Below are 25008 nucleotides of genomic sequence, written 5' to 3' on the forward strand. Positions count from 1 at the left end.
AATGCACGGCGTCGCGCACAAAATCCTTGACCCGTTCGTAGGCACATGATGCTAACGGTCATCAGGGAGAGAAACCAAACAATGCGACTGCCCTTCTTCTATGGCTGGGTCGTCGTCGCCGTGACCTTCGCCACGATGGCAATCGGCGTCAACGCGCGGACCGCCTTCTCACTGTTCTTTCCGCCCATTCTGTCCGAGTTCGGCTGGGAACGCGGCATCACGGCCGGCGCGTTCTCCTTCGGCTTCGTGGTGTCGGGCATAGTGAGCCCGTTGATCGGGCGGCTGATGGACCGCACCGGTCCGCGCGCGGTCATGGAGCTTGGCGTGGCGCTGATGGCCGGCGGCCTGCTGCTGGCGCCGCTGACGTCACAGCCCTGGCACCTTTACGTGACGATCGGCGTGATGGTCGGGGCCGGCAGCGTCTGTCTCGGTTATTCCGGCCAGTCGCTGTTCCTGCCGAACTGGTTCATCCGCCGCCGCGGGCTTGCGATCGGGATCGCCTTCGCCGGCGTCGGCATCGGCTCGGTGACGCTCTTGCCCTGGGTCCAGCATATGATCGCGCAACAAGGGTGGCGCGCTGCGTGCACGGCAATGGGTCTCCTCGTGCTGATCGCGCTCGCGCCGATCAATCTTCTGTTGCGGAAGCGACCGGAGGATCTCGGGCTGCGGCCGGATGGCGATGCCGCGCCGGCCTCCTCAGCCGCGAAGCCCGTCTCCAACATCGTCGATCCCGCCTGGGCCGCCATCGACTGGACCTTGCCGCTGGCGCTGCGCACGATGAAGTTCTGGTGGCTTGCGATCGGCTACTTCTTCGGCCTGTACATCTGGTACGCCGTGCAGGTTCACCAGACCAAATATCTGCTCGAGATCGGCTTCAGCCCGAATGTCGCGGTGTGGGCGCTCGGCGCGGTCAGCCTGCTCGGCATTCCCGGCCAGATCGCGCTCGGCCATCTCTCCGACCGCATCGGCCGCGAGGCGGTGTGGGTTTTCAGCTGCTTAGGCTTCACGATCTGCTTCGTGGCGCTGATTGCGCTCAAGGCCTCGCCGACCCTGCTGCTTGTCTATGTCATGGTCGCGAGCCAGGGCGTGCTCGGCTACGGCCTCACCTCGGTGATGGGGGCGGTGGTGCTGGAGATCTTTCAGGGACCGCATTTCGGAGCCATCTTCGGCACCATCATGCTGATCGCTCTGTGCGGCGGCGCGGCCGGCCCCTGGGTCACCGGCGTGCTTTACGATCTCACCGGCAGCTACACGCCCGGATTCGCGATCGCGATGGCCGCAAGCCTGCTTTCGGCGATCGCCGTCTGGTGTGCGGCGCCACGCAAGGTGCGCGCGGTCGCCGGCCAATTGCACCGGCTGCGGCCGGCTGTGGAGGTGGTATGATCGGGTTGTTCGGTCGCGATCGGATTTTGTCTTGCCTCGGCCATGTCAGAATGGGCTAATCGGCTCAAAACGGGAAAGGAACGTCCATGAACGAGCATGTCCAGGCGAAACCGGCCGCGCCGGTGTTCAATCCGTTGTCGCCGGAATTCATCCGCGATCCCTACCCGTTCTATCAGCAGTTGCGCGAAACCGATCCGATGCATGTGACACCGTTCGGCGCCTTCCTCGCCAGCCGCCATGCGGAAGCGAGCCTGGTGCTACGCGACAAGCGTTTCGGCAAGGATTTCGTCGCCCGCAGCATGCGCCGCTATGGGCCAAAGATCATGGAGGAGCCGATCTTCAGCAGCATGGGGCATTGGATGCTGCAGCAGGATCCGCCTGACCACACGCGCCTGCGCGGCCTCGTGGTGAAAGCCTTCACGGCGCGCCGGGTCGAGGACATGCGCCCGCGCATCCAGGAGATCGTCGACCAGACGCTCGATCAGGTGATCCCGCGTGGCCAGATGGATCTGATCGAGGATTTCGCCTTCCGCCTTCCCGTGACGGTGATCTGCGACATGCTGGGAATCCCGGAGGAGCATCGCGAAAGCTTCTACAAGAGCTCGCGCGAAGGCGGCCGCCTGCTCGAGCCGGTGCCGCTGTCGCCTGCGGAAATCGCCGAGGGCAATGCCGGCAACGCGGTGTCGACGGCCTATTTCCAGCATCTGTTCGAGCTGCGCCGGCGCGAGCCTGGCGATGACCTGACCACGCAACTTTTGCAGGCCGAAGAGGACGGCGCCAAGCTCAGCCATGAGGAGTTGACCGCCAATATCATCCTCCTGTTCGGTGCCGGCCATGAGACCACGGTCAACCTGATCGGCAACGGGCTGTTGGCCCTGCATCGCAATCCGGACCAGCTGGCATTGTTGAAGGCGCGCCCCGACCTCATCACCAATGCGGTCGAGGAGTTCCTGCGCTACGATTCCTCGGTGCAGCTCACCGGCCGCGTCGCGCTGGAGGATATCGAGGATCTCGGCGGCAGGCGGATCCCCAAGGGCGAGGGCGTGCTCTGCCTGCTCGGCTCGGCCAATCGCGATCCCGCTGTTTATCCCGATCGGCCGGAACAGCTAGATATCACCCGGCCCAATGTGAAGCCGTTGTCGTTTGGCGGCGGCATCCATCATTGCCTGGGCGCCCAGCTCGCCCGGATCGAGGCGGAGGTTGCGATCGGCACCCTGCTGCGGCGGCTGCCCGATCTGAAGCTGGACGATCCCGACAATCCGGAATGGCGGCCGACTTTCGTGCTGCGCGGCCTGAAGCGGCTGCCGGCCCGCTGGTAACCATTCCGCGAACGGTGTTGTGCAGCGCCCGCTAAATATCGCATGATGCTGTGACTTCGCCGCACTTCGTCCTATATGATCTGGCGCTCCGGCATTGCGATGTGGCGGGGAGGCGGCCGCCTGCGAATTGATGGCCAGGGCGCCGGAGCGTTGTGCTTTGAGGGAGACCCCGTGCAGACGACCCTGCTCGGATTGGCGATTGCCTTCATCCTTGCGCTTCTTGCCGCGCTGATTGGGCCATATTTCGTCGATTGGAACCAGTTCCGGCCCCAGTTCGAGGCCGAGGCCAGCCAGGTGATCGGCGTGCCGGTGCGGGTCGCGGGCGCGCTCGACGCGCGGCTGCTGCCGACGCCGACCTTGCGGCTGCGCCAAGTCACCTTCGGTGGCGCCAACGACCTCGGCAAGCTGCGCGCCGACAAGCTCGACGTCGAGTTCAGCCTCGGCGATCTGATGCGGGGCGAGTGGCGGGCTAACGAGCTCACCGTCAGCGGCATGTCCGCCGATCTCGGGCTCGACCCGAAGGGCCGCGTCGATCTGGCCGGCGGGGGCGGCAGGTTCAATCTGGCGGCGCTGTCGATCGATCGCCTCAATCTGACCGGCCGCGTCGCGCTGCATGATGCGACCAGCCACTCCACCCTCGAGCTCAACGACATCGTATTTTCGGGCGACGTCCGCTCGCTGGCCGGCTCGCTCCGCGGCGACGGCGCCGTTTCTATTCTGGGGTCCCGCTATCCGTTTCGGGTCTCCTCCAGCCAGGACCGGGATTCCAGCGGCCTGCGCGTGCACCTCAATATCGATCCCGGCGAGCGGCCTGTGGTTGCCGACGTCGAGGGCCTGATCAGCTTTGCCAACCGCGCGCCGCAGTTTACCGGGGCGCTGACCTTGTCCTCACCGCCCCCCAAGGAACAGTCGAACAAGGAACAGTCGAAGGAGCAGGGCAAGATCAAGCCGGCTGAGGCGAAGGATCAGGCGAGCGCGCGAGCCGGCAAGCAAGCTATCACCGATGCCCCCTGGCGCATGACGGCCAAGGTCGCGGCTGATCCCGCCGCCGCCAAGCTGGATCAGGTCGAGGTGAGCTTCGGCCAGGAGGAGCGGGCGCTGAAATTTGCCGGCACCGGCGAGGTGCGCTTCGGCGCAGCGCCTCTGTTGCGGGCCACGCTGTCGGCGCGGCGGCTCGACGCCGACCGGCTGCTCGGGGTCGACGACAATGCCGACCGCAAGGCGACCGTGCCGGTGCGCGCGCTGCCCGAATTGCGCGAGTGGCTGGCGCGACTTCCCACCTTGCCGCTGCCTGCCGAGGTCCAGCTCTCGACCGAGCAGATCACGCTGGCGGGACGTCCGGTGCAGGACGTGACTGCAAAGCTGCACAGCGAGCCCACGGCGTGGAGCCTGCAGCAGGTCGATCTGCGCGCGCCGGGCGCGACGCATCTGACGTTCAAGACAGCCATTGCGGCTACTTCAGCCACATCGGGTTTCTCCGGCGCGCTCGATCTCGATTCGTCTGATCCCGATGCGCTGGTGGCCTGGCTGCAGGGCCGCACCGAGACCACCTATCGCAGCCAGCGACCGCTGCGCCTGCGTGGCAATGTCAGCGTCGGGCCCGACCGGTTCGCGCTCGAAGGTCTGAAGGCCGAGATGGAGAGCGGGGCGGTCGAGGGCAGGGTCGCGCTGGTGACGCCGTCCGGCGCACCATCGCGCTTCGAGGCGGCATTGAAGGGCGAGCGGCTCGATATCGACGCCGCCATGGCGCTGGCACGTTCGCTGGCTGGTCCTGACGGTGCGTGGCCGGCGGATGCCGACATTTCGCTCGATATTGCGCGCGCCACCTGGAGTGGCCAGGATTTGCGGCCGCTGACCGCCAAGCTGTCCTACGGGCCGAAGAGCATCGTGCTCGATCAGGTGAAGTTCGGCCAAGGTGGCGTTTCCACCGAGGGATCCGGCCGTTTCGACCGCGCGGAGACCACCGGCCGCTTGGCCCTGACCTCGAGCGCTGCGTCGCTGCGCGACATCACCGCGCTGCTCCAACCGCTGGCGCCGAACGTTGCCGCGCGCCTGGAGAAGGCCGCAACTCTCCCTGGGCCGGCGCGGCTCAAGCTCGCGCTCGATCTGGCCAAGGATCCGGCAAGCTCCGACCGCGCGCAGGCCAAAGCCGTGCTCGATCTCGACGCTCCGCAGCTCAAAAGCACGGCCGCGCTGACCGCAAAGCCGCTTGCGGCGGCGCTGCGCAATCTCGACCTCGACGCGGTCAGCCGGACTGATGTCGGTCTCGACACCAAGATTTCAGCCGAGCAGGGCAGCCTGCTGCTCACCTTGCTCGGTCTTGATCGGCTCGCCGCGACCGGCAACGGGCCCGGCCTGCTCGAAACCAATATCAGCGGAAATTGGCATGCGCCGCTGCGTGTCACAGCAAAGATCTCAGGCGTCGGTCTCGACGGCGAGGTGCAAGGCACGGTCGAATCCACGTCGGGCTCCTGGACCAATGCCCTGAGCTTGGCCGCAGCCGATCTGCTCAAGGCCAATCTCAATCTGCGCCTCCGCAACGTGAATCTGGCGCCGATGGTCGGCTTGAATCCGCAGGTTGCGGCCGCGCAGAACGTCCGGCTATCCGCGCGTGTCGGCTTGTCGGCGGGCCGGATGACGTTCGACGACATCGATGGTCTTGCTGGTGGCGCGCGGCTCCGTGGCCGCCTCGCGCTGACGCTCGAGGACGATAAGCAACTCGATGGCGAACTCGGGCTCGACGCGCTCAACGTGCCCCAAGTGCTTGCGCTCGCGATCGGCGCGAGCGGCCGCGACGCCGCGGAGCCGCTCGGTCCGGGGCTCTTGAAGGGATGGCGTGGCCGGCTGTCATTCCAGGCGCTCAGCGGTGCGATGCCCGGCGGTGGCGAGCTGCGCCCGATCGGCGGCACGATCAAGAGCGACGGGCAGACGCTGACGGTCGAGAATCTCAAGGGCCGGCTCGGCGGCGGCGACGTCACGGCAACCCTCGATGCGCGGCCGAACGCCAACGGGCTAGCGATGAGCGGCCGTATCGAGCTGGCAAACGTCGATGGCAATGCGCTGCACTACCGCAGCCTGAAGATGCCAGCCGGCCGCGTCTCTGCGCAGATGGCGCTCGCGAGCGAGGGACGCAGCCTGCAGGCGCTGACCAGCGCGCTGTCTGGCAACGGCACGGTCACGCTGGACGGCGCGTCGATTCCCGGTCTCGATCCCCGTGCCTTCGACGTGGCACTGCGCGCCTTCGATGCCGGCCAGATCACCGACGATGTCAAGCTGCGGCAGATTATCGAGCCGCCGTTGACTGCCGGATCGCTGGCGGTGGCCTCGGCGCAGATTCCGTTCGTCATCCGCGACGGGCGTATGCGCGTCAGTGCGACGACGTTGGAAGCCAAGGATGCGCGCGCCATCGTCTCCGGAGGCTATGACATCCCGGCCGATCAGGCCGATATCCGCGCGAGCCTGATCACGACGGTGATCGGCAACGCCAACAGCCGCCCTGAGATCGGGTTGTTTGCGGCAGGCACACCCGACGGCCTCAGTCGCAGTGTCGATGTCACCTCGCTGTCGTCGTGGCTTGCGGTGCGCGCGATCGATCGCGAGACGCGCCGGCTCGATGCCATTGCGCGCGGCGAGATGCCGCCGCCCTATCCACCGTCCACTGCGTCCCTGCCGGGCCCCTCCGATGCCGGCCCTGCGCCGCCGAGCCTGACCGATGTGCCGGCACCCGGGCGCGATCCGCGGCGGGTTGATCCGCGTGCCAAGCTCGGTGGGCCGCGCCAACAAACGGTGCCGGCGCAGACGCCGCTGTCCGGACCGCCGGCGCCCGCGACGGTGCCGCCGGTTGCAGCCAGCCAGCAGATTGCTCCCTTGCCGCCACCGGTCGAGATCAAGCCCGCGCCTGGCGCGGCGCCGGCGAGGCCGCGACCGCGGCCGCCGCTGGTGCTGACGCCGCAGCTTTCGAATCCTTAAGCCACGGCGACGGGAGTGATGCCAGGCAGGCGCGCGATCTCGCGGGCGAGATAGTCGATCAGGAGCCTGACGCGCGCGATGCCGGCGCGCTCGGGCAGGATCAGCATGCTGAGCGGCACGGAGGGCAGGATGTAGTCCGGCAGGATCGGCGTGAGCCGGCCGTCGGCGAGCAGATCGTCGACCAGCCAGCGATGCGCGGCGGCGATGCCGCGGCCCGCAAGCAGGCACTCGCGGACGGCAAGTCCGTGGTTGACGCGGAAACGGCCGAGAAACGGCACCGTCTCGCGGTGGTCGTCCGGCGATTGCAGGGTGAGGACGTCGCTGCCGGCGACATTCGACATGCGGATGCCCTCATGACCGATCAGGTCCTGCGGCACCAGCGGCTCGCCGTGCCGATCCAGATAGTCGGGGGCGGCGACCAGCAGGCGGTGCGAATGACCAAGGGTGCGCAGCCTCATCGAGCTGTCGGTGAGCGGCGCCAGACGCAGGGCGATGTCGACGCCCTCGCGCACCAGATCGATACGCTCGTCGGTGAGGCTCAGGTCGATGGCGATGTCGGGATAGCGGTCCTGGAAGCCGAAGATCAGCCCGGTCACGTGCAGGACGCCGAAAGCCGCGGTGCAGGACAGTCGGATGGTGCCTGCCGCAGCACCTTGCGTGCCGCGTGCCTCATCGCCGGCCTGCTCGATCAGCCGCAGGATCTGAATGCAGTTCGCGTAGTAGCGGCTGCCCTCGTCGGTGAGCGTCACCCGACGGGTGGTGCGGCTGAGCAGCGGCACCCCGACGGCATCCTCCAACTCGTGCAGGTGACGCGTGATCGTGGACTGCCCGACCCCAAGCTCGCGCGCCACGGCCGACAGGCTGCCGCGTTCGGCGACCCGGACGAAGCTGCGCATATGCGCGAAGCTGACGTCTGATTTATCCATAAATCGGCATAATATTATCGATAACCGACATATAGTGAATATATCGGTACGCGTCTATGTCATGGCCCGGTTCCACCGAAGGATCGATACCATGAATGTTCTGCTTGTTTTCGCCCATCCCGAACCGCGCTCGCTCAACGGCGCCTTGCGCGATGTCGCCGTCGCCGAACTCAAGGACCAGGGCCATGAGGTCAGGATCTCAGACCTCTACGCCATGGGCTGGAAGGCGGCCGTCGATCGCGCCGACTTTCCGCAGCTCGCGCCCGATGCCCGGTTGAATGTGGCGACGGCGTCCGGCGAGGCTTTCAAGGCGCACAGGCTGACCGACGATGTCAGGGCCGAGCAGGAAAAGCTGCTGTGGGCCGATGCCGTGATCCTGCAATTTCCGTTGTGGTGGTTCACGATGCCCGCGATCCTGAAGGGCTGGGTCGACCGTGTCTATTCGTACGGCTTCACCTACGGTGTCGGCGAGCACAGCGACAAGCGTTGGGGCGACCGCTACGGCGAGGGCGTGTTCGCAGGCAAGCGCGCGATGCTCATCGTGACCACCGGCGGATGGGAGGAGCATTATTCAGCACGCGGCATCAATGGCCCGATCGAGGATCTGCTGTTTCCGATCAATCACGGCGTCCTGTTCTATCCCGGCTTCGATGTCTTGCCGGCGTTCGTGGCGCATCGGGTCAATCGTTTCGATGACGCGGGCTTCACGGTGATTGCGGACCAGCTTCGTGAACGGATGCGCACGCTGTTCACCGCGAAACCGATTCCGTATCGACGGCAGAACCATGGCGACTATCTGATCCCCGCGATGCAGCTCCGAGCCGAGCTCGGCGATCCCGATGCGCGCGGCTTCGCGCTGCATATGGACGATGCCGCGGGCTGACGGCTGCGCGAGGCGCGGGACGCTAACCCGCGCCGAGCGCGACGGCGATGTGATAGGTGGCGAAGCTCGCGGCGTAAGCAAGCGCCAGCATGTAGGCGAAGGTCACGCCCATCCAGCGCCAACTGCCGGTCTCGCGGCGGATCACGGCGAGCGTCGAGGCGCATTGGGGGGCGAAGATGTACCAGGCGAGCAGCGCCAGCGCGGTGGCCAGGCTCCATTTGCTCGCCAGCACCTGGCCGATCTGCTCGGCGGCCTCCTTGCCGCCTTCGATGGCATAGACAGTGCCGAGAGCTGCGACCGCGACCTCGCGTGCCGCCATGCCCGGGACCAGGGCGACGGCGATCTGCCAGTTGAAGCCGATCGGCTTGAGCAGCGGCGCGATCGCCTGTCCGATCATCGCGGCGAGACTGTAATTGATCGCAGGCTCGGTGGCGCCCTCCGGCGGCTGCGGGAACGAGGCCAGAAACCAGATCAGCACCATCATCGCGAAGATCGTGGTGCCGGCACGCTGCAGGAACATCTTGGCGCGGGTGTAGATGCCGATCGCGATGCTGCGCAGCCGCGGCATCTTGTAGTCGGGCAACTCCAGCATGAAGGGCGCAGGCTGGTAGTCGCGCATCATGAAGAACTTGATCAGGAAGGACATCAGAAGCGCGCTGATGATCCCGGCCGCGTAGAGCCCGAACATCACGAGCCCCTGCAGGTTGACGAAGCCCCAGACCTGCGTCGGCGGGATGAAGGCGGAAATGATCAGGGTATAGACCGGAATGCGCGCCGAGCAGGTCATCAGGGGCGCGATCAGGATGGTGGTCAGCCGATCGCGACGGTTGTCGATCACGCGCGTCGCCATGATGCCGGGAATGGCGCAGGCAAAGCTCGACAGCAGCGGAATGAAGGCGCGGCCGTGCAACCCCGCGCCGCCCATGATGCGGTCCATCAGGAACGCGGCGCGCGCCATATAGCCGAAATCTTCCAAGAGCAGGATGAACAGGAAGATGATGATGATCTGCGGCAGGAAGACGATGACGCTGCCGACGCCTGAAATCACCCCGTTCTGCAGGAAGCTCTGCAGCAGGCCCGCCGGTAGCTTGTCATGGACGAACTGACCGGCCGTATCGAAGCCCGAGGACAACAGCTCCATCAACGGCTGCGCCCAAGCAAACACGGCCTGGAACATCACGAACAGGATCAGCAGCAGGATGAGGAGGCCCCCGACGGGGTGCAGCACGACGGCGTCGATCCGCGCGGTCCAGGTGTCCGGGCGCTCCGGCAGGGTCACGGCAGAGGCGATGATGCGATCGGCTTCACGCTGGGTGGCGCGCAGTTCCGATACGGTCAGCGGCCGCCAGGTGTTCTGCCGATCCGGGGCGGGGCTTGGCGCCAGCAACTCGTCGGTGAGCCTGAGCAGGTCGGTGGTGCCGCCCTTGCGCACGGCAATCGAGGTGACGACGGGCACCCCGAGGGCCTCGGACAGGCGCGGCACGTCAACGGCGACGCCGCGACGCTTGGCGATGTCGAACATGTTCAGCACCAGCGCCAGCGGCCGGCCGGTGTTCTTCAGCTCGAGCAGAAGCCGTATGGTCAACCGCAGATTGGTGGAGTCGGCCACGCACAACACCAAGTCGGGCAACACTTCGCCGGTGGCGCGTCCAAGCACGAAATCGCGGGTGATTTCTTCGTCCGGGCTGCGGCCGCGCAGCGAGTAGGTTCCGGGAAGGTCGACGACCGAGACCTGGCGTCCCTGCGGGGTGACAAAGGCCCCCTCCTTGCGCTCGACCGTGACACCCGGGTAATTGGCGACTTTCTGCCGGCTGCCGGTCAGCGCATTGAACAGCGAGGTCTTACCGCTGTTGGGCGTGCCCACCAGGGCGACATGCATCAACGCACTTTCCATTCACTGCGCCCCGGCGCTTACGCCACGATGACGGCCATCGCTTCGCGTCGGCGGACGGCAACGGTCGTGTTGTCGACCCGAACTGCGATCGGATCGCGTCCGACGATGCCCTCGTGCAAGATTTCGACCCGCGCGCCTTCGACGAAGCCGAGCTCGATCAGCCGGCTTTCGAGCTCGACTTCCGGCAGGGACGAGCTGGTCCCGCTCGCCGCCAGGTGTTGGATCGTCCCGGTATAGCCACGCCGGGCCAGGCCCAGCGGCAGATGCGGCCGATTATCGCAGATTTCGCTCATGACCTGTATTTTCAATCGCTCGGCAGAAGGTCAAGCGCGGCATGCGTGATGCAGCCGCACCTTAGAGCGATTTTAAACAGGTCCGGCGGAGGACCGTCTGATCTGGCTCAAGGAGCCACAGCTGTGGCGGGATGGCGCCCGTCCGCAGGCTTTGTTTCGCCGGATGCACCGGTCGCCCGGTTCTTGAAGTAATCGAGCACGAAGAGCCGGATTGCGGAGGACAGGTTGCCCTGCTGGCGGTTGTTGTCGATCTCTCCCACCAGTTCAGAGAGCGTCATGTTCCGGAGACCGGAGATCTCCTTCATGCCGTTCCAGAACGCCTCCTCGAGGCTGACACTGGTCTTGTGACCTGCGACGACGATTGAACGTTTAACGACCGGCGACTTCATCACGCGTCCTCGCCCTTGATGAGATGTTGATCCAGTAATTCCTCGGCACGCATTTTCCGCTGTGCGTCGGTCGCGCGTTCGGCCTTGGTCCTGCCAAAGCGTGCGCGATTTGCATCGGCTGTCTTCGCAGCCTCATCGCGCTCCATGCGCTTCTTAAAACGCTTCAAGTTGATTACATCCCCCATGCTCACTCCCATCATCAAAGAGATCGCAGAGCGCGACAATCACATCCCGACAATGAATCCGAGAGCACGAGCCGAGCACGCACACTCAGTCGGGATGTAGACCATCATGTCATCGCTCCTGATACACCGAACTTCCGATCCCGCTTTGCGAAAGACGAACATAGTTTTATTCGCGCACACAGCAGAACTATCTATTTGACACTATCCTTTACGAGTTAACGGCTACAATTGCATCAGCCCCCGTAGTACTACGGGACTACCATCATGATCGGCCAGGCCTGGTCATCTTCTCAGGTTGTACGAGGCGGTCGAACTCATCTTCTGATACGAAACCTAATCGTGTTGCCTCCTCCTTCAACGTCGTGCCGCGCTGATGCGCCGCCTTTGCCACCTTTGCGGCATTGTCGTAGCCGATCTTTGGCGCGAGTGCGGTGACGAGCATCAGCGAGCGCTCCATCAGCTCGCGAATCCGCTTTTCGTCGGCGCGAATGCCGGTCACGCAATGTTCGGTGAACGAACGTGCCGCGTCACCCAACAGTTGAATTGAATGCATCATGCAATGAGCCATGACCGGCTTGTAGACGTTCAATTCGAAATGACCCTGGCTGCCGGCCACCGTGATCGCCGTGTGGTTGCCGAACACCTGGCAGCACACCATCGTCATCGCCTCGCATTGTGTCGGGTTGACTTTGCCCGGCATGATTGAGGAGCCCGGCTCGTTTTCGGGCAGGATTAGTTCGCCAAGTCCGGAGCGTGGTCCGGATCCCAACAGGCGAATGTCGTTTGCGATCTTGAACAGCCCGGTGGCTGCAGAGTTGAGCGCGCCGTGCACGAAAACGTAGGAGTCGTTCGATGCCAGCGCCTCGAATTTGTTCGCCGCGCTGGTGAAAGGAAGCCCGGTGATTTTGGCAACATGCTTAGCGAACAATTGTGCAAATTGCGGTGCAGCATTGAGCCCGGTGCCGACCGCGGTGCCGCCCTGCGCCAGCGGGAAGAGGTCGTTCGCGGCCGCGCCGATCCGCGCAATCGCGCTCTCCACCTGCGCCGCGTAGCCGGAAAACTCCTGCCCCAGCGTCAAAGGCGTTGCATCCTGGGTGTGAGTCCGGCCGATCTTGACGATATCGGCGAAGGCTTCCTCCTTGGCGCGCAGCGCCGCAAGAAGCTCGGTCAGGGCCGGGGTCAGGTGGTCGGCGATCGCGCGGGCGGCTGCGATGTGCATCGCCGTCGGAAACGAGTCGTTCGACGACTGGCTCATATTGACGTGGTCGTTGGGGTGAACGGGCTGCTTCGCACCGCGCTCGCCGCCGAGAAGCTCGTTGGCGCGATTGGCGATCACCTCGTTCAGGTTCATGTTGGTCTGTGTGCCGGAGCCGGTCTGCCAGACGACCAGCGGAAAATGATCGTCGAGCTTGCCGTCGATAATCTCCTGGGCGGCGCGCGCAATCGCGTCCGCCAGCGTCTGATCGAGGAGCCCGAGTTCGAGATTGGTTTGGGCCGCGGCGAGCTTGACGATGGCGAGCGCACGCACAATCTGCGGCGGCATCCGGTCCTGGCCGATACGGAAGTTTTGTCGGGAGCGCTCGGTCTGTGCTCCCCAATAGCGGTCAGCCGGCACCTCGATCGGGCCGAAGCTGTCCGTCTCCGTGCGGGTGGCCGGACGTTGCGTTGGTTGAGCTGACTGCGCCATGAAACATGCCCATAATTGGTCACGAACCGGCGATGGCCGGTTCAAGCATGCTTCAATTAACTGAAGAAGCGGCCGTTCCGCGGCCTATTTTTTACGAAAACGATCCAGTCGAACCACTTCAGCGCCCTCGCTCGGCTGCGCCGGTTGCTCGGACTTCTCCGGCGCGGATGCGGCCACTGGAGCCGCGGCCGGAGCGGCAACCGCGGAGGGAGCAGGAGCGGCCGGTAAATTCGGGGCAGGCGGCGCCTCGCCGACTGCCTCCGAGGCGTCGAATTGCAGGCCAAACTGCACGGACGGATCAAAAAAGCTCTTGATCGCATGGAAAGGCACCACCAGCCGCTCCGGAATGCCGCCGAACGACAAGCCGACCTCAAAGCGGTCCTCGGTGACCTCCAGATCCCAGAACTGGTGCTGCAGGATGATCGTCATCTCGTCCGGGTACTGGGCGAGCAGCCGGGGCGAAAGCTTCACCCCTTCGGCCTTCGAAACGAAGGTGATGAAGAAATGGTGTTCACCGGGAAGGCCGTGGGCGGCAGCGTCGCTCAACACCCGGCGCAGCACGCCGCGCAACGCCTCGCGTGCCAACACGTCGTAACGAATATGATCCGTCGCCATGATCGGTCCTGTACTCAGATGATGCCGGAAGCCGGCTCGCGCCTAAAGGGGGCCCGACTCGCGCTTTTCACTATCGTAACCCGGCGGGGCGCCGAGGTCAGTATCCATCGAACGCCCGCTTGTCGGATGATCACCGAGATATGGGAGCGCGGGTCCCGACTGCCAAAACCGGACACTAGCGGGAAGCGACAGCCAAAACCGGCACTCGCAGGAAGAAAGTGGAGGCTTCTGTTGCCAGGTGCCTCCGAACCCCGCCTAACGGAGCTTAACCCGCTAGGACTTTAGAGTGGTCTTTCAAACTGCGTTACGCAGCCTGAGCAACCGGAGCAAAGTTGTCGTTGGCAACTATTGCAATAGCCCGATAACGGCGGAACAATACCGGGAAAAAGCTCGCCCTTTACGCCCTCGTCGATCCTATTTCGCCCCCGCCGAAACCCGCGACGAGCCGCGGGCTTGGGTGGAGGCGCCGGGTACCGCCCCCGGGTCCGAATGGTTTATTTCGACGGCGATTTATTTCCATAGCCGGCAAGCCGGCACCCCCAATATAGGCGGCGAGCGCCGAGAATGACAGTGCCCGCGGCGCCGCATTGGCCGACAAAAATGTGGGTGAGTGCGGGAACACGCCGAATTGGGTTGGCCGGCGAGAATGGGCCGCCCTAGATTGGCCGAATGTCCTCCGAAGCCGCGCCGGCGGCTGCTGATGCGCCGGATCTCCATAACCCTCCGCCCAGTCTGGCCGCGCTCTTTGTCGCATTCGCGAAGATGTCGCTCTCCGGCTTCGGCGGGGTCCTCGTGTTCGCCCGCCGCGCCATCGTCGAGGAGCATCGCTGGATGATGGCGGACGAATTCAACGAGACCTTCGCGCTCTGCCATTTCCTGCCCGGGCCGAACATCGTCAATCTTTCGCTCGTGTTCGGCTCCCGGTTTCGCGGCATCGCCGGAGGATTGGCCGCCTTTGCTGGCCTGGTCGGCCCACCGATGCTGCTGGTCACGGCCTTGGCCGCGATCTACAGCCATTTCGGCCAGGTCGAAGCGCTGAGGCGGGTGCTGGCCGGGGTGTCCTGTGCAGCCGTCGGCTTGTTGGTCTCGGCCGTGTTCCGAATGATGTGGCCATTGCTCAAAAAGCGTGACGTGCTGGGTCTGCTCGTGATGCTGACGGTGTTCGTCGCGATCGGGCTGTTACGCCTGCCACTGCCGGCCGTGCTGCTGATTGCCGTCCCCGTCAGTCTTGCGGCGACCTATGCCAAGCTGCGGTGGGCGAAATGAGCGAGGACGGCAATCCGCTGTTCCAGTTGTTCTGGACCTTTGCCCTGCTCTCGCTGTTCGCCGTCGGCGGGGCGAATGCGGCGATCCCGGAGATGCACCGCATCGCGGTCGATGTGCGGCACTGGATGACGGACAAGCAGTTCGCCGATGCCTTTGCGATCTCGCAGATGTCGCCGGGCCCTAACGTTCTGATCGTCACCTTGATCGGCTACGCGGTGGCGGGTGTGACGGGTGCGGTGGTCGCAACGATCGCGATGTGCGGGCCCACCGCGGCGCTCGCCTATTTTGTCAGCCGATGGCTCGCCAATGTGCGTCAGGCGCGCTGGCCTGCGATCCTGCAGGCGGCGTTGGTCCCGCTCTCGATCGGGCTGATGGCCGCGAGCGCGCTGGTTCTGGCGCAAACCTCCGACCGGACCTGGGTGGCCGTGTTGATCACGCTTGCTGCTGCGCTCGTCGCATCGCTGACACGATTCAACCCGCTCTGGCTGCTTCTGGCCGGCGGCTGTTTGGGTTTCGCTGGCCTTCTCTAGGGAAAGCCGCTACGCAGAATGCAATGGTTGCTCATCCAGTCCAGGGCGGCCAGCAAACGAAGATGCTGGACATCGGCTGCAACGGTCGATCGGGGGAGGAACATCGGACATGGCCGACACGACGGGCCATCTGCCGGGGGGAGCGGCTGCGGCGCCGTCCGCGCGCAATCTGACCGGCGCATGGATCATCCTGCTGCTCGCTCTTGCACCACAGCTGGTCGAACTCCTGATCGCCCTCGCCGGATTGATCGTTCAGACATCCGGCAGGACCCCCTCGCAAGTCCTGTCCGCCCATGCGGCCGCGCTGGTTCAGGCGATTCCGACGTTGGCGCGCCAAGCGGCAGGGGAGGGCAGGACAGCGCTGTCCTCTGATGTGCTGCTGGCGGTGATCTACACCTATCCGCTGCTCGCCGTTGCGCTGTTCACGTGGCTGGTCCGCATCCGTGCGCCGCAGGATTACTATGGCGGCATCGCGCTGATGGCCATTGCCCTGTTCGCGCTGTGGGCCTCGAGCGATCTGCAGGGCATGCGCGGCTTTTCATTCGGCCCCGGTACGGCGCCGCGTATGCTGGGCGTGTTGTTGTTAGGGCTGGGCGCTGTGGTTGCCGCGACCGGTGTGATCGCCGACGGGGCGGACATCGCGCCCTATCATTGGCGTGGCCCTTTGTTCGTCACCCTGGCCATTCTGACGTTTGCGGTCGCCATCCGTCCGTTGGGCCTGGTGGTGGCAGGCCTTGCCAGCTTCCTGATCTCGGCACTCGGCACCTCGGAGACGCGCTGGGGCGAAACGCTGGTGGTCGGCATCGCGCTCACGATCGGCTGTGCGCTGCTGTTTCCCTATGTCCTCGGGCTGCCGATGCCGCTGTTCCCGCGTTTCCTGGTGCCGTGAGGGCTTGAATGTTGGAATTATTCGCCAACCTCGCGCACGGCTTTGCCGTCGCCATCAGCCCGATCAACCTGATGCTCTGCCTGATCGGCGCGCTGGTCGGCACGCTTGTCGGCGTGCTGCCCGGCATCGGCACCATCGCGACCGTGGCGATGCTGCTGCCGATCACCTTCGGGCTTCCTCCGGTCGGCGCGTTGATCATGCTCGCCGGCATCTATTACGGGGCGCAGTACGGCGGTTCAACGACCTCGATCCTGGTGAACATCCCGGGCGAGGCCACCTCGGTGGTCACCACGCTCGACGGCTTTCAGATGGCGAAGCAGGGACGCGCGGGACCGGCGCTGTCGATCGCCGCGATCGGCTCGTTCGTCGCCGGCTGCGCCGCGACCGTGCTGATCGCGGTGCTGGGAGCACCGCTCACCTCGATCGCGCTGGCGTTCGGTCCCGCCGAATATTTCTCGCTGATGGTGCTCGGCCTGATCTTTGCCGTGGTGCTCGCCAAAGGCAGCGTCCTCAAGGCGATCGCGATGATCGCGCTCGGGCTGCTGCTCTCGATGGTCGGCTCCGACATCGAGACCGGCGCCTCCCGCATGGCGTTCAACATTCCCGAACTCGCCGACGGGCTCGGCTTCGCGACCGTCGCCATGGGCGTGTTCGGCTTTGCCGAGATCATCCGTAACCTCGATGCCGGCGCGGAGGGCGATCGCGAACTGGTGCAGCAGAAGATCACCGGCCTGATGCCGACGCGGAAGGATCTGATCGAATCCGCGCCTGCGATCTTTCGCGGCACGGTGCTCGGCTCGATTCTTGGCATCCTGCCGGGCGGAGGTGCCGTGATCGCGTCCTTTGCCGCCTACACGTTCGAGAAGAAGATCGCGCGCGACCCGTCGCGGTTCGGCCGCGGCGCCATTGCGGGTGTCGCGGCGCCAGAGAGCGCCAACAACGCCGCGGCACAGACCTCCTTCATTCCGCTGCTCACGCTCGGCATTCCCCCGAATGCGGTCATGGCGCTGATGGTCGGCGCGATGACCATCCACGGCATCGTGCCGGGGCCGCAGGTGATGCAAAAGCAGCCGGACCTGGTCTGGGGCATGATCGCCTCGATGTGGATCGGCAACCTGATGCTGATCATCATCAACCTGCCGCTGGTCGGGATCTGGGTGCGGCTGCTGCGCGTGCCCTACCGGCTGATGTTCCCTTCGATCGTGGTGTTCTGCGCGATCGGCATCTACTCCATCAACAATGCACCGGTGGACGTCATCCTGGCAGGGGCCTTCGGCCTGTTCGGCTACTGGCTGATCAAGCACGATTTCGAGCCCGCGCCGCTGTTGCTGGGCATGGTGCTCGGGCCGCTGATGGAGGAGAATCTGCGTCGGGCGCTGCTGATCTCGCGCGGCGACTGGTCGGTGTTTCTCACCCGGCCGCTGTCGGCCTCGCTCCTGGCCGTGGCCGCGGTGCTCCTCGTGCTGGCGGTGCTGCCCACCTTGCGCCGCAAGCGCGACGAGGTGTTCGTGGAATCCTGACGAGACGCCGGCCGGCCGCCCGTCGGGTTCCGCGACGCGATTTGCGGGCTGGTCCCCGCATTTTCCGGGTATATTTGTTGGGGAGAGGCGCGAGTCGCAGCTGTCGGTGCGGCCGTGGCTCCGCTAAACCTGCGCCTTTGAAAACGGCATATCCGGCCATGAACCAGTATCACGACCTGCTCGAACGCATCCTCGCCGACGGCGCGGAAAAGCACGACCGCACCGGCACCGGGACACTCTCGGTGTTCGGCCATCAGATGCGCTTCAATCTGGCGGCCGGCTTTCCGCTTCTGACCACCAAGCGGCTGCCGCTGAAGGTGATCGTGCACGAGCTGTTGTGGTTCCTCAAAGGCGACACCAACATCAAATATCTGCACGACCACGGCGTCACCATCTGGGACGAGTGGGCCGACGCCAATGGCGATCTCGGCCCGGTCTACGGCTATCAATGGCGGTCATGGCCGACGCCTGACGGCGGTCACATCGACCAGATCGCCAACGTCATCGACATGATCAAGCGCAATCCGGATTCGCGCCGCCTGATCGTGACCGCCTGGAATCCGGCCGATGTCGAGAAGATGGCGCTGCCGCCCTGCCATTGCCTGTTTCAGTTCTACGTCGTGAACGGCAAATTGTCGTGCCAGCTCTACCAGCGCTCGGCCGACGTCTTCCTCGGCGTGCCCTTCAACATTGCGTCCTACGCGCTGCTGACGATGATGGTGGCTCAGGTCACCGGATTGAAGCCGGGTCAGTTCGTGCACTCGTTCGGCGATGTGCATCTCTATTCGAACCATGTCGAGCAGGCGCGTCTGCAGCTCACACGGGCGCCGCGGCCGCTGCCGGTGATGAAGCTCAATCCCGAGGTGAAGGACATTTTCGGTTTCCGCTACGAAGATTTTTCGTTGCAGGGCTATGACCCGCATCCGCACATCAAGGCCGAAGTCGCGGTGTAGCGCATGCCGCTTGTGATCCGCCGCGCCGGCCCGGATGATGCCGAAGTCGTGTTCTCACTGATCAAGGAGCTGGCCGACTACGAGAAGCTGTCGCACGAGGTCGAAGCCACCGAGGCCGAGATCGCTGCGGCGCTGTTCGGGGAGAACCCGCGTCTGTTCTGCGATCTGGCGGAATGGAACGGCGAAGTCGCGGGTTTTGCAGCGTGGTTCGTGAATTTCTCGACCTTCGCCGGCCGGCACGGCATCTATCTCGAAGATCTCTACGTACGGCCGGCATTCCGCCGCAATGGCATCGGGCAGGCGCTGCTGGGTTATCTCGCACAGCAATGCATCGCGCGCGGCTGGGCGCGCCTGCAATGGTCGGTGCTCGACTGGAATGCGCCCTCGATCGCGTTCTACAAATCGTTCGGCGCGGTGCTGATGGACGAGTGGACGCTGTGCAAGGTCACTGGACCCGCACTGAGCAAGCTGGCCGAGCAAGCGCCATGATCGAGATCGTGCTCATCGTCGCCATCGCGGAAAATGGCGTGATCGGCGCGCAGGGCGCGATCCCGTGGCGGCAGAAGAGCGACATGCAGCGCTTCAAGGCGATGACGATGGGGCGGCCGATCCTGATGGGCCGCAAGACCTTTACGTCGTTTCCGCGCCGGCCGCTGCCGGGGCGCACCAACATCGTCGTCACCCGCGACCATGATTTTCGCACGCCCGGCGCCATCGTCACCCACTCGGTCGCCGAGGCGCTCACGACGGCCCGAGGCGACGCGCTGCGGCGTTCGGTCGCGGAGATCGCGGTGGTTGGAGGCGCCGAGATCTACACCGAGACGATGCCGCTGGCCGACCGGCTTGAGATCACCGAAGTGCATATGAGCCCGCCCGGCGATACCGTCTTTCCCCCAATCGATCGTTCCCAATGGGAGGAGACGGCGCGCGAAACCCATTCCTCCGGGCCCGACGATCACGCCGCCTTTTCCTATGTGACCTACCGCCGCAAGCGGTGAGCTGAGCGCGCCGCGTACCGCATTGCGAGCACCCCCCAAAAGGCAATCCGTTAAGGATGAACTTGCGTTATTGACTGGTGCGACGCCAGTGTTAGGCCGCGGCAAACCAGCGCCGTGGCCCTGTTTACATTGACAAAACCCGGTTCGGGCTTAGCTGGAGCGCTACATTGTAAGGGGCTTGACCGTCCCTTATAAAGCCCGCCGACGTTGCGAGGCTGGTTGCCTCAGGCGCATCCGCCTCTCGAAGGAGATCATCGATGCCGTGGAAGAATCAGGGCGGGGGCCCTTGGGGGCCAGGTCCGAAGGGTCCCTGGGGCTCAGGACCGCAACCAGCCGGTCCGAGGCCGCCCGATCTCGAAGATCTTTTGCGGCGCGGCCAGGACCGGCTGCAGCAGATCCTGCCGGGCGGTCATTTCGGCAGCGTCGGCGTGGCGCTGATCGTATTCGGTGCGATCGCGATCTGGCTCTTGTCCGGCTTCTATCGGGTGCAGTCGGAGGAACTCGGCGTGGTGCTGCGCTTCGGCAAATATGTGCGCGATGAGCAGCCCGGGTTGCGCTATCACCTGCCGTATCCGATCGAAACCGTGTATCTGCCGAAGGCACTGCGCGTGAACACGATCGCGATCGGCGTGACGCTCGGCGACGACCCGTCGCGGCGCAGCCGGGGCGGGCGCGACGTGCCGGAAGAAAGCCTGATGCTGACCGGCGACGAGAACATCGTCGATGTCGATTTCACCGTGCTGTGGCGGATCAAGCCGATGGGCGCCGCCGACTTCCTGTTCAACATCCAGAATCCGGAAGGCACCGTGAAGGCGGTCGCCGAGAGCGCAATGCGCGAGGTCATCGGGCGCTCCAACATCCAGCCGATCCTGACCGGCGCCCGCACCCAGATCGAGCAGAGCGTGCAAGAGCTGATGCAGAAGACGCTCGACAATTACGGCTCCGGCATCCAGGTGACGCAGGTGCAGATGCAGAAGGTCGACCCGCCGGCGCAGGTGATCGCGGCGTTCCGCGACGTCCAGGCGGCGCGCGCCGATCTCGAAAAGGCGCAGAACGACGCGCAGACCTATGCCAACAAGGTGGTCCCCGATGCGCGCGGCCAGGCCGCCAAGATCGTGCAGACCTCCGAAGGCTACAAGGAGCAGGCCGTCGCCGAAGCCAAGGGCCAGAGCGCGCGCTTCCTGAAGGTCTATGACGAATACAAGAAGGCGCCCGACGTGACGCGCGAACGCATCTATCTCGAAACCATGGAGCGCGTGCTCGGCGGCTCCGACAAGCTCGTGCTCGACAGCGGCCAGTCCGGTGGTCCGGTGCCGCTGCTGCCGCTCGGCGATCTCGCGCCGCGCCGGCAAGGCGTGACCGGCACGCTCGGCGCGACCACCGGATCGAGTGCGTCCCAGAGCGGAGGCGTCCGATGAGGTCTCCCGTCGCAGGAATCGTCGCACTGGTCCTGGTGCTCGTAGCTGTGATCGTCGGCTACAGCTCCGTCTTCACCGTGCAGCAGACCGAGCAGGTGCTGGTGGTGCGGTTCGGCAAGCCGGTCGATGTCGCAACCGAGCCCGGCCTGCACTTCAAGGCGCCGTTCATCGATACCGTGATCTCGATCGACAAGCGCATCCTCGACCTGGAGAATCCCTCGCAGGAGGTGATCGCTTCGGATCAGAAGCGGCTGGTGGTCGACGCCTTCGCACGTTACCGCATCAAGAACCCGCTGCAGTTCTACCAGACGGTCGGCTCGATCCAGACCGGCAATCTGCAGCTCGGAACGCTATTGAACGCGGCACTCCGCCGTGTGCTCGGCGAAGTGACCTTCATCCAGGTGGTGCGCGATGAGCGCGAAGCCTTGATGCGCAAGATCCGCGATCAACTCGACCACGAGGCCGATGCCTATGGTATCGAGGTGGTCGACGTCCGTATCCGCCGCGCCGACCTGCCTGACGCCAACAGCCAGGCGGTCTATGACCGCATGAACAGCGAGCGGCAGCGCGAGGCGGCGGAGTTCCGTGCGCTCGGCGGCCAGAAGGCGCAGGAGATCAAGTCGAAGGCGGATCGCGAGGCGACCGTGATCGTGGCCGAGGCCAATTCCCAGGCCGAGCAGATCCGCGGTACGGGTGACGCCGAGCGCAACCGGCTGTTTGCCGAGGCCTACGGCAAGGACCCGGATTTCTTTGCCTTCTACCGCTCGATGACGGCCTATGAGACCGGCCTCAAGCCCGGCGAGACCCGCTTCCTGCTGCGACCGGATTCGGACTTCCTGCGCTACTTCGCAAACCCCTCCGGCAAGCCTGCCGGCGGCGAGGCTGCCGCGCCAGCGAATACCGCCGCCGCACAGCCCGCCAAGCCTTGATCACGGGCGTGATCACGAACTTGGGCACAACACAGTTGACAGGGGCGAGGCGACGCCGTTGCTTCGCCCCCAACAGCTAACAAAGGTTAACGGGAGGTCGCGGTACGATGAGGTCATTTGCGTTTACCGATTTCCTCATCGGCCTGGGAATCCTGTTCGTGCTGGAAGGGCTGATGTTTGCGGCCAGTCCGGAGTGGATGCGCAAAGCAATGAAGAGTGCATTGACCACGCCGGACAATGTGCTGCGCGTCGTCGGGATCGGTTCGGCCGTGGCCGGCCTGATCCTGATCTGGGTGGCTCGCCGGCCGATCTGATAGGCTGATGCCTCGGACTTAGGAACGGTCGGTGCATCCACGCCATTGTGAGGCGCTGGCGGCGCGGTTTTGCCGTATTAGGTTGTCTTCAATGACAAATCCGCTGCGCCTGCCGGAGGCGCTTGCGTAGCTGCCCGGTTCGGGCGCAGTCTGGTTGCCGTATTTCGCCCCTTTTTGGAGATCCGCCCCGATGACACCCACCCTTGCTTTCAGCCAGCGCTTGCGCCCGATCCTGACCGCGGCCTGTTTCGCTGTGGCCGGCGCGCTGGTGTCGGCGCCGGCGTCGGCGCGGGGGCCCGAGGGCATCGCCGATGTTGCTGAAAAGGTGATCGACGCCGTCGTCAACATTTCGACCTCCCAGACCGTCGAGGCCAAAGGCGGCGAGGGCCGGGGCGCGGCACCGCAATTGCCGCCCGGATCGCCGTTCGAGGAGTTCTTCGACGATTTCTTCAAGAACCGCCGCGGGCCCGGTGGCAAGGGTGGCGGCGACTTGACGCCGCGCCGGACCAATTCGCTCGGCTCCGGCTTCATCATCGACGAGTCCGGCATCGTGGTGACCAACAATCACGTCATCGCCGACGCCGACGAAATCAACGTGATCATGAACGACGGCACCAAGATCAAGGCGGACATCGTCGGCATCGACAAGAAGACCGACCTTGCCGTGCTGAAGTTCAAGCCGCCGCGGCCGCTCACCGCGGTCAAGTTCGGCGATTCCGACAAGCTCCGGCTCGGCGACTGGGTGGTCGCGATCGGCAACCCCTTCAGTCTCGGCGGCACGGTCACGGCGGGCATCGTCTCGGCCAAGAACCGCGACATCTCCTCCGGCCCCTATGACAGCTACATCCAGACCGACGCGGCCATCAACCGCGGCAATTCCGGTGGCCCGCTGTTCAACCTCGATGGCGAGGTGATCGGCGTCAACACCTTGATCATCTCGCCCTCCGGCGGCTCGATCGGCATCGGCTTTGCTGTCCCGTCGAAGACCGTGGCCGGTGTGGTCGATCAGCTTCGCCAGTTCGGCGAGCTTCGCCGCGGCTGGCTCGGCGTGCGCATCCAGGGCGTGACCGACGAGATCGCCGAGAGCCTCAACATCAAGCCTGCGCGTGGCGCGCTGGTTGCGGGCGTCGACGACAAGGGCCCGGCCAAGCCCGCCGGCATCGAGCCCGGCGACGTCGTGGTCAAGTTCGACGGTCACGACATCAAGGAGCCGAAAGACCTGTCGCGCATCGTCGCCGACACCGCGGTCGGCAAGGAGGTTGATGTCGTCATCATCCGCAAGGGCCAGGAGGAGACCCGCAAGGTCACGCTCGGTCGGCTCGAGGATCCCGACAAGGCGCAGCCGGCTGCGATCAAGAAGGACGAGCCCGCCGACAAGCCGGTGACGCAGAAGGCGCTCGGGCTCGATCTCGCCGCGCTCTCGAAGGATCTGCGCACGCGCTACAAGATCAAGGACAGCGTCAAGGGCGTCATCATCACCGGGGTCGACGCGAGCTCGGATGCCGCCGACAAGCGGCTCTCCGCCGGCGACGTCATCGTCGAGGTGGCGCAGGAGGCGGTGACATCAGGCGCCGACATCAAGAAGCGCGTCGACCAGCTGAAGAAGGACGGCAAGAAGTCGGTGCTGCTGCTCGTCTCCAATGCCGACGGCGAGCTGCGTTTCGTCGCACTGAGCTTGCAGTAATCACTGGTCGAGCTTGCTGCGCTGCTGCCGGCTCTAGGAGAAGGTGTCGTCCCGGCGAACGCCGGGACCCATAACCATCGGCGCTCGTGCTGACGAAGGACGATGGCCCCAGGCCTGTTTTCGCCAACCAACATCACGCGGTATGGGTCCCGGCGTTCGCCGGGACGACAGCTTTTGCTGCGACAAGCAGCCCAGCATCGTTCGCGGAGACGACGGTGGCTCGGGCGAGCACCGCACCCACCATCTCTCACCAGATTCACGTCTCAAACAGCAATGAGCACATAAAAGCGCATTCTCGCGGCGGCGATGCGCCCGAGCTCTGCGATCGATGTGCCCTTTCGAACATCGAGAGGGCGCAGGGAATGCCGGGTGAAGGCCCCACCCATGGCCCGCCTGCGGAAAAAATGCAGGCGGCAGGTACCACAGGTGCAGCCGATCAACCGGCATTCCCTGCGCGACGGTTTTAACGCTTATACGCAGTCTCCTCGGGGACCGGCTTTCTTGCCCCCGTAGCGACAACGCGCCAAGGCACATTGCGCAGGCATCAGCACCGGGATGCCAGGACCCTACGACTTCACGTCCGCAACAGCATCGTTCGTCCGCGCATCAAGAATGCGCTGCGAGCTCTCACGTCCATCGCATCCCCGCCTCACGTGTCGTGACGATCGCGCGCAACGCCCCTCTCGTCGAGGCGGGATGGGGACAGTAATCCCGGTTTTCTGAAAAAGCGAAAGAAGTTTATTTTCCGCCGAGGGGCTGGACAGGGCAAATCAGCCTGAAGGTGCAGCTGAAATTGGCTGTTACGCGCGGGCATCCAGCGGGCTCGCCGGCGTCGGCATTCCGTGATTCCGTCACCACGTCGCTCCGATTTGCCCGTCGGATCGCAGATGCGGATTGAAACGTCGCTCCGCTGCGAGATGTTTGATTGGCCGCTACCCGCGACCCCTCCCCGCAAGGGGGAGGG

At 64.8% G+C, this 25008-nt stretch carries 22 protein-coding genes and 1 other RNA gene; 15 read left to right on the forward strand and 8 right to left on the reverse strand.

What is annotated here, in order from left to right:
• Positions 1-81 precede the first annotated feature (81 nt).
• The 3 genes from ACQR1W_RS22665 (at position 82) to ACQR1W_RS22675 (ending at position 6671) form a co-directional block, all read left to right on the forward strand.
• Complete coding sequence (locus ACQR1W_RS22665; RefSeq protein WP_434852866.1) at positions 82-1383, forward strand: MFS transporter; 1302 nt, start codon at positions 82-84, stop codon at positions 1381-1383.
• 86 nt (positions 1384-1469) lie between these two features.
• Complete coding sequence (locus ACQR1W_RS22670; protein WP_434852867.1) at positions 1470-2702, forward strand: cytochrome P450; 1233 nt, start codon at positions 1470-1472, stop codon at positions 2700-2702.
• A 171-nt stretch (positions 2703-2873) separates the two neighbouring features.
• Positions 2874-6671: an AsmA family protein gene (locus ACQR1W_RS22675; protein WP_434852868.1), complete on the forward strand. Its 3798-nt coding sequence runs from the start codon at positions 2874-2876 to the stop codon at positions 6669-6671.
• Here the strand turns inward: ACQR1W_RS22675 and ACQR1W_RS22680 are convergent.
• Complete coding sequence (locus ACQR1W_RS22680) at positions 6668-7597, reverse strand: LysR family transcriptional regulator (protein WP_434852869.1); 930 nt, start codon at positions 7595-7597, stop codon at positions 6668-6670. The genes ACQR1W_RS22675 and ACQR1W_RS22680 overlap by 4 nt on opposite strands.
• 91 nt (positions 7598-7688) lie before the next feature.
• Here ACQR1W_RS22680 and ACQR1W_RS22685 point away from each other — a divergent pair, with 91 nt between their 5' ends.
• Complete coding sequence (locus ACQR1W_RS22685) at positions 7689-8480, forward strand: NAD(P)H-dependent oxidoreductase (RefSeq protein WP_434852870.1); 792 nt, start codon at positions 7689-7691, stop codon at positions 8478-8480.
• A gap of 22 nt (positions 8481-8502) precedes the next feature.
• On the opposite strand, the gene feoB is transcribed toward ACQR1W_RS22685, so the two are convergent.
• The 7 genes from feoB to ssrA all read right to left on the reverse strand — a co-directional run bounded on the left by feoB (position 8503) and on the right by ssrA (position 14117).
• The gene (gene feoB, locus ACQR1W_RS22690; protein WP_434852871.1) at positions 8503-10374 is read right to left on the reverse strand and encodes a ferrous iron transport protein B; all 1872 of its coding nucleotides are present in this window, start codon (positions 10372-10374) and stop codon (positions 8503-8505) included.
• Between the two features lie 17 nt (positions 10375-10391).
• Positions 10392-10667, reverse strand: coding sequence for a FeoA family protein (locus ACQR1W_RS22695; RefSeq protein ID WP_008974503.1), 276 nt, complete (start codon positions 10665-10667; stop codon positions 10392-10394).
• A 107-nt stretch (positions 10668-10774) separates the two neighbouring features.
• Complete coding sequence (locus ACQR1W_RS22700; protein ID WP_008974504.1) at positions 10775-11056, reverse strand: ribbon-helix-helix domain-containing protein; 282 nt, start codon at positions 11054-11056, stop codon at positions 10775-10777.
• Positions 11056-11241, reverse strand: a complete 186-nt coding sequence (locus ACQR1W_RS22705) for a DUF4169 family protein (RefSeq protein WP_008974505.1) — start codon at positions 11239-11241, stop codon at positions 11056-11058. Before ACQR1W_RS22705 ends, ACQR1W_RS22700 begins: the two co-directional genes overlap by 1 nt.
• 262 nt (positions 11242-11503) lie before the next feature.
• Complete coding sequence (gene fumC / locus ACQR1W_RS22710; protein WP_434852872.1) at positions 11504-12928, reverse strand: class II fumarate hydratase; 1425 nt, start codon at positions 12926-12928, stop codon at positions 11504-11506.
• Positions 12929-13012: 84 nt separating this feature from the next.
• Positions 13013-13543 carry an SspB family protein gene (locus tag ACQR1W_RS22715; RefSeq protein ID WP_008974507.1) on the reverse strand — a complete coding sequence of 177 codons (531 nt, stop codon included), beginning with the start codon at positions 13541-13543 and terminating at the stop codon, positions 13013-13015.
• A gap of 217 nt (positions 13544-13760) precedes the next feature.
• Positions 13761-14117: a transfer-messenger RNA gene (gene ssrA, locus ACQR1W_RS22720) on the reverse strand.
• A 95-nt stretch (positions 14118-14212) separates the two neighbouring features.
• On the opposite strand from ssrA, the gene ACQR1W_RS22725 reads away from it, so the two are divergent.
• The 11 genes from ACQR1W_RS22725 to ACQR1W_RS22775 all read left to right on the forward strand — a co-directional run bounded on the left by ACQR1W_RS22725 (position 14213) and on the right by ACQR1W_RS22775 (position 24044).
• Complete coding sequence (locus ACQR1W_RS22725) at positions 14213-14809, forward strand: chromate transporter (RefSeq protein ID WP_434852873.1); 597 nt, start codon at positions 14213-14215, stop codon at positions 14807-14809.
• On the forward strand, positions 14806-15339 hold the full coding sequence (locus ACQR1W_RS22730) for a chromate transporter (RefSeq protein WP_434852874.1): 534 nt from the start codon (positions 14806-14808) through the stop codon (positions 15337-15339). The genes ACQR1W_RS22725 and ACQR1W_RS22730 overlap by 4 nt, the downstream gene beginning before the upstream one ends.
• Before the next feature lie 109 nt (positions 15340-15448).
• Positions 15449-16228, forward strand: a complete 780-nt coding sequence (locus tag ACQR1W_RS22735) for a tripartite tricarboxylate transporter TctB family protein (RefSeq protein ID WP_434852875.1) — start codon at positions 15449-15451, stop codon at positions 16226-16228.
• A gap of 8 nt (positions 16229-16236) precedes the next feature.
• Positions 16237-17748 carry a tripartite tricarboxylate transporter permease gene (locus ACQR1W_RS22740; protein WP_008974511.1) on the forward strand — a complete coding sequence of 504 codons (1512 nt, stop codon included), beginning with the start codon at positions 16237-16239 and terminating at the stop codon, positions 17746-17748.
• Positions 17749-17906: 158 nt separating this feature from the next.
• The gene (locus ACQR1W_RS22745; protein WP_434852876.1) at positions 17907-18701 is read left to right on the forward strand and encodes a thymidylate synthase; all 795 of its coding nucleotides are present in this window, start codon (positions 17907-17909) and stop codon (positions 18699-18701) included.
• Positions 18702-18704: 3 nt separating this feature from the next.
• Positions 18705-19190 (forward strand): GNAT family N-acetyltransferase, encoded by a 486-nt coding sequence (locus ACQR1W_RS22750; protein WP_434852877.1) that lies wholly within the window; start codon positions 18705-18707, stop codon positions 19188-19190.
• Entirely contained in the window at positions 19187-19699 is a 513-nt protein-coding gene (locus ACQR1W_RS22755; protein WP_434852878.1) for a dihydrofolate reductase, read from the forward strand. The genes ACQR1W_RS22750 and ACQR1W_RS22755 overlap by 4 nt, the downstream gene beginning before the upstream one ends.
• Positions 19700-19956: 257 nt before the next feature.
• Positions 19957-21117, forward strand: a complete 1161-nt coding sequence (gene hflK / locus ACQR1W_RS22760; protein WP_434852879.1) for an FtsH protease activity modulator HflK — start codon at positions 19957-19959, stop codon at positions 21115-21117.
• On the forward strand, positions 21114-22046 hold the full coding sequence (gene hflC, locus ACQR1W_RS22765) for a protease modulator HflC (protein WP_008974516.1): 933 nt from the start codon (positions 21114-21116) through the stop codon (positions 22044-22046). The genes hflK and hflC overlap by 4 nt, the downstream gene beginning before the upstream one ends.
• A 107-nt stretch (positions 22047-22153) precedes the next feature.
• Positions 22154-22360: a DUF2065 domain-containing protein gene (locus ACQR1W_RS22770; RefSeq protein WP_008974518.1), complete on the forward strand. Its 207-nt coding sequence runs from the start codon at positions 22154-22156 to the stop codon at positions 22358-22360.
• A gap of 190 nt (positions 22361-22550) precedes the next feature.
• A complete protein-coding gene (locus tag ACQR1W_RS22775) occupies positions 22551-24044 on the forward strand; it encodes a Do family serine endopeptidase (protein ID WP_434852880.1) in 1494 nt (497 codons plus the stop codon).
• The last annotated feature ends 964 nt before the right edge of the window (positions 24045-25008 follow it).

The organism is Bradyrhizobium sp. HKCCYLS1011 (assembly GCF_051167795.1).
GTDB lineage: Bacteria > Pseudomonadota > Alphaproteobacteria > Rhizobiales > Xanthobacteraceae > Bradyrhizobium.

Excerpts from the sequence above, each read along its gene's own strand:
- ACQR1W_RS22665 (WP_434852866.1), top strand. The coding sequence starts at position 82 with ATGCGACTGCCCTTCTTCTATGGCTGGGTCGTCGTCGCCGTGACCTTC.
- ACQR1W_RS22755 (WP_434852878.1), top strand. The coding sequence starts at position 19,187 with ATGATCGAGATCGTGCTCATCGTCGCCATCGCGGAAAATGGCGTGATC.
- fumC (WP_434852872.1), bottom strand. The coding sequence starts at position 12,928 with ATGGCGCAGTCAGCTCAACCAACGCAACGTCCGGCCACCCGCACGGAG.
- ACQR1W_RS22680 (WP_434852869.1), bottom strand. The coding sequence starts at position 7,597 with ATGGATAAATCAGACGTCAGCTTCGCGCATATGCGCAGCTTCGTCCGG.
- ACQR1W_RS22715 (WP_008974507.1), bottom strand. The coding sequence starts at position 13,543 with ATGGCGACGGATCATATTCGTTACGACGTGTTGGCACGCGAGGCGTTG.
- ACQR1W_RS22745 (WP_434852876.1), top strand. The coding sequence starts at position 17,907 with ATGAACCAGTATCACGACCTGCTCGAACGCATCCTCGCCGACGGCGCG.
- ACQR1W_RS22700 (WP_008974504.1), bottom strand. The coding sequence starts at position 11,056 with ATGAAGTCGCCGGTCGTTAAACGTTCAATCGTCGTCGCAGGTCACAAG.
- ACQR1W_RS22735 (WP_434852875.1), top strand. The coding sequence starts at position 15,449 with ATGGCCGACACGACGGGCCATCTGCCGGGGGGAGCGGCTGCGGCGCCG.
- hflC (WP_008974516.1), top strand. The coding sequence starts at position 21,114 with ATGAGGTCTCCCGTCGCAGGAATCGTCGCACTGGTCCTGGTGCTCGTA.
- ACQR1W_RS22750 (WP_434852877.1), top strand. The coding sequence starts at position 18,705 with ATGCCGCTTGTGATCCGCCGCGCCGGCCCGGATGATGCCGAAGTCGTG.
- ACQR1W_RS22685 (WP_434852870.1), top strand. The coding sequence starts at position 7,689 with ATGAATGTTCTGCTTGTTTTCGCCCATCCCGAACCGCGCTCGCTCAAC.
- ACQR1W_RS22775 (WP_434852880.1), top strand. The coding sequence starts at position 22,551 with ATGACACCCACCCTTGCTTTCAGCCAGCGCTTGCGCCCGATCCTGACC.
- ACQR1W_RS22695 (WP_008974503.1), bottom strand. The coding sequence starts at position 10,667 with ATGAGCGAAATCTGCGATAATCGGCCGCATCTGCCGCTGGGCCTGGCC.
- ACQR1W_RS22770 (WP_008974518.1), top strand. The coding sequence starts at position 22,154 with ATGAGGTCATTTGCGTTTACCGATTTCCTCATCGGCCTGGGAATCCTG.
- ACQR1W_RS22670 (WP_434852867.1), top strand. The coding sequence starts at position 1,470 with ATGAACGAGCATGTCCAGGCGAAACCGGCCGCGCCGGTGTTCAATCCG.
- ACQR1W_RS22740 (WP_008974511.1), top strand. The coding sequence starts at position 16,237 with ATGTTGGAATTATTCGCCAACCTCGCGCACGGCTTTGCCGTCGCCATC.
- feoB (WP_434852871.1), bottom strand. The coding sequence starts at position 10,374 with ATGGAAAGTGCGTTGATGCATGTCGCCCTGGTGGGCACGCCCAACAGC.
- ACQR1W_RS22705 (WP_008974505.1), bottom strand. The coding sequence starts at position 11,241 with ATGGGGGATGTAATCAACTTGAAGCGTTTTAAGAAGCGCATGGAGCGC.
- hflK (WP_434852879.1), top strand. The coding sequence starts at position 19,957 with ATGCCGTGGAAGAATCAGGGCGGGGGCCCTTGGGGGCCAGGTCCGAAG.
- ACQR1W_RS22730 (WP_434852874.1), top strand. The coding sequence starts at position 14,806 with ATGAGCGAGGACGGCAATCCGCTGTTCCAGTTGTTCTGGACCTTTGCC.
- ACQR1W_RS22725 (WP_434852873.1), top strand. The coding sequence starts at position 14,213 with ATGTCCTCCGAAGCCGCGCCGGCGGCTGCTGATGCGCCGGATCTCCAT.